At 59.8% G+C, this 2,648-nt stretch carries 4 protein-coding genes; all 4 read left to right on the top strand.

Annotation, left to right across the window (positions count from 1 at the left end; genetic code table 11):
- Positions 1-323: 323 nt before the first annotated feature.
- From ACFXK0_RS28955 to ACFXK0_RS28940, 4 genes are read left to right on the top strand one after another with little or no spacing between them, the layout of a single operon-like run.
- Positions 324-650, top strand: coding sequence for a hypothetical protein (locus ACFXK0_RS28955; protein ID WP_379414259.1), 327 nt, complete (start codon positions 324-326; stop codon positions 648-650).
- A gap of 14 nt (positions 651-664) precedes the next feature.
- On the top strand, positions 665-991 hold the full coding sequence (locus tag ACFXK0_RS28950; RefSeq protein WP_379414258.1) for a hypothetical protein: 327 nt from the start codon (positions 665-667) through the stop codon (positions 989-991).
- Position 992: 1 nt separating this feature from the next.
- Complete coding sequence (locus tag ACFXK0_RS28945; protein ID WP_379414257.1) at positions 993-1,757, top strand: hypothetical protein; 765 nt, start codon at positions 993-995, stop codon at positions 1,755-1,757.
- Positions 1,754-2,377, top strand: a complete 624-nt coding sequence (locus ACFXK0_RS28940) for a hypothetical protein (protein ID WP_379414256.1) — start codon at positions 1,754-1,756, stop codon at positions 2,375-2,377. Before ACFXK0_RS28945 ends, ACFXK0_RS28940 begins: the two co-directional genes overlap by 4 nt.
- The last annotated feature ends 271 nt before the right edge of the window (positions 2,378-2,648 follow it).

Genomic DNA, 2,648 nt, shown 5'->3' with positions numbered 1-2,648 from the left:
GGACGCCCAACGAAGTAGAGTCCGACTGGTTCGAGCGGAATCGAGCAGCCTGAGAAGTCAAAATCTCACTGTCCGAGAACTTCCCAGCCCCTCATATCAGGGGCAGGGACCGTCCTTGACATCGCGTTGGCGCGAGGGTTCGGGGACCTCAGTCGGCCGACGTGGGTACTGGCCGACGACATCGACCAGGCGTGCCAGGCCATCGTGCGAGCGGTGTCGGCCGCACGCAAGAGCGCCGCCGAAGAGATGAACGCCCGCACCAGGGAGCTCTATCCCGAAGCATATGGGCTGCTCGATGACCTACGCCCAGGTGGGGAGCCGAAATGAGCGAGTTCGACAACGCCTTCGACAACTTGTACAACCTCGTGCGAGAGATGAACCGCGATTGGACGGAGCTGATCGTCGACATCCGATCCGGTGCGTTCAATCAGCGGATACGCGAGCAACGGCGCCGGATACCGGTGGTTGATACCTACACCGGCGCCAGGTATGGCGACCTGACCGTCGACGGCTTCGGGGTACTTTTGTCGATCGACTTGGAGCCATACGAAGTCTCGGAGTCGAACGAGAGCGCCGTGGTCGCAGCGCTCATCACGGCGCTGAACTCGCAGGCTGCCAAACCACAACTAACCGACATCTCCGGAAATTAGTGGGTGTTTCAACTATGGCGAACGTAGATTTCAACACATGTCCCCAGGCTCTACGCCTGCAGGCAACAGAAGTGCAGCAAGCGGCTGATCATTGGAAGGAGGCGAAAGAGGCTATCGCGGGAACCCCCATGCAGGCGGATGCACTCGGGTTCTTCGGCACCGAGATTGTCTCGAAGTTCAACACAGCAGCAGCCGGTGTCATAGCAACTAAACTCATCCAGGGTCACATCTCGATCAGTAACGCGGCGGGCAGCCTGGATACCTGCGCCAAGCATTTCGAGAATCTCGACGCCGAATGGTATCGCCAGTTCGGGTACATCGACCAGCGGGTGGGATACTGACATGGGATCGAAAACCGTAGAGGGATACGCGATCCCGGAAGACAAGAACCCGATGGGAGTCTCTCCTGAGCTTGTCTTCCCTTACGAGCAGGCCGCGACGCTCGTGACTGCTGCGGCGAAGGTCGGTAACTCCATGGTCAAGGCGCAAGTTGAGTTGATCCGAAAAATGCTCGGAAACCCCAGCGATGTGTCCACCGTTCTGGCTGCATGGCAAAAGGCAGTGTCGGAGTTGACCCAATCCATCGACGGTAGCGACGACGGCAATGGTCTGGTAACTGCTAAGGCATCCCTCGAGGCGCGCTGGACCGGAACCTCTGGGGAGGCGGCGGCCAAGTATCTCCAGCACATTATCGAAGTCACACCTTTGAACGCTACGATAATCGCCGGCATGGCCGAACAGATCAATACCTTCGGTGCATTGGTTCTCAAGAACTATGGAACCTGCATCCGGTACATCACCGAGTACGCTGCGACGGTCGCCAGGGCTTCCGCCAGCCTCATGGAGGAAATCAAGGAGATGATAACGCTCGATGGCGGCAGCGCGGAAACCGCCATCATCAATGCACTCGCGGACTTCATGGAGCTGACCGGCAAGCTGACCGATGAGGTGATCGAGTACAAGAAGGAGATCGGAGGGACTCTCGATACCCTTATCACCCAGGCCGGCACGGTACAGGTACCGTCGAACATTGCCCCTGATGCACTCATTCTGGGCGGATATCAGCCCCGTAATCCGACGGGCAAACCATGGGGCAATGACTCATGATCACGCCCAAAGTATGGCGAGTTGGCGCAATCGCTGCACTTCTCGTGCTGGGTGGCTGCTCGGAGGACGTTCCCAACGAGCCGGTGACAGAGGAGTTGTCGTACCACTCCCTGCCGGACAGTTGCGACCCGATCCTCGCGCAGGTCCGAGAGCCGATCACCGAGTTTCTCTCGGATCTGCTGAATCCAGCGGTCCCTGGCACTCTCGGCGAAGAAAAGAGCGCTCGCAGTACCACGGCGCCCCCGAACGCGATTGAGTGCGGCGTGGATCGAGCTCGCCTCCAAACTGATCCGAGCGCCCCCGTTCGGGACCTCAGCAGATGGGTGGATATCACCTTCCAGCTCTCGACCGGCCCGATGCATCGACCATCCGGTGCGGTGCCGGTTCCACTTCTTGGTGACTCCGCCTATCAGGACACATCGCCGTTGGCGGGCCTGGATGGGGCGGTCTCGAAGGTCGCCTTCCGCGTGCGGAACCTCGATGTCAAGGTCACCGCAGCCGGGGGGAACCTCGGGCCGAGCACACCTGCGGTGGCTGACCGCGCAAAGACAACGGCAATGACCATCGCGACGGAACTCGAAGAGCACATCGATGACCTGATGCCATATCCGACCAAGTAGGCCGCGCCAACGGCTGAAACGCAGAGAAGACCCCCAGCCGTCCGGAATTTGCAGACAGTTGGGGGGTCTCTCGGCCCTACCGCCATCTTCCTCGGCGCACGAGTAGGTGGACGTAGCTGATGCCTCCGTCGAACTCGACCTCCAAGTCCTCACGCACCGACCGCGTGATCACCTCCATGAGGGGCTGGGAAGTTCTCGGACAGTGAGATTTTGACTTCTCAGGCTGCTCGATTCCGCTCGAACCAGTCGGACTCTACTTCGTTGGGCGTCC

The sequence above is a fragment of the Nocardia sp. NPDC059177 genome, assembly GCF_042755165.1.
Lineage (GTDB): Bacteria > Actinomycetota > Actinomycetes > Mycobacteriales > Mycobacteriaceae > Nocardia.
Note: the sequence above shows the minus strand (reverse complement) of the source record. Positions and strands in the feature narration are given on the sequence as shown.

Excerpts from the sequence above, each read along its gene's own strand:
- ACFXK0_RS28950 (WP_379414258.1), top strand. The coding sequence starts at position 665 with ATGGCGAACGTAGATTTCAACACATGTCCCCAGGCTCTACGCCTGCAG.
- ACFXK0_RS28955 (WP_379414259.1), top strand. The coding sequence starts at position 324 with ATGAGCGAGTTCGACAACGCCTTCGACAACTTGTACAACCTCGTGCGA.
- ACFXK0_RS28945 (WP_379414257.1), top strand. The coding sequence starts at position 993 with ATGGGATCGAAAACCGTAGAGGGATACGCGATCCCGGAAGACAAGAAC.
- ACFXK0_RS28940 (WP_379414256.1), top strand. The coding sequence starts at position 1,754 with ATGATCACGCCCAAAGTATGGCGAGTTGGCGCAATCGCTGCACTTCTC.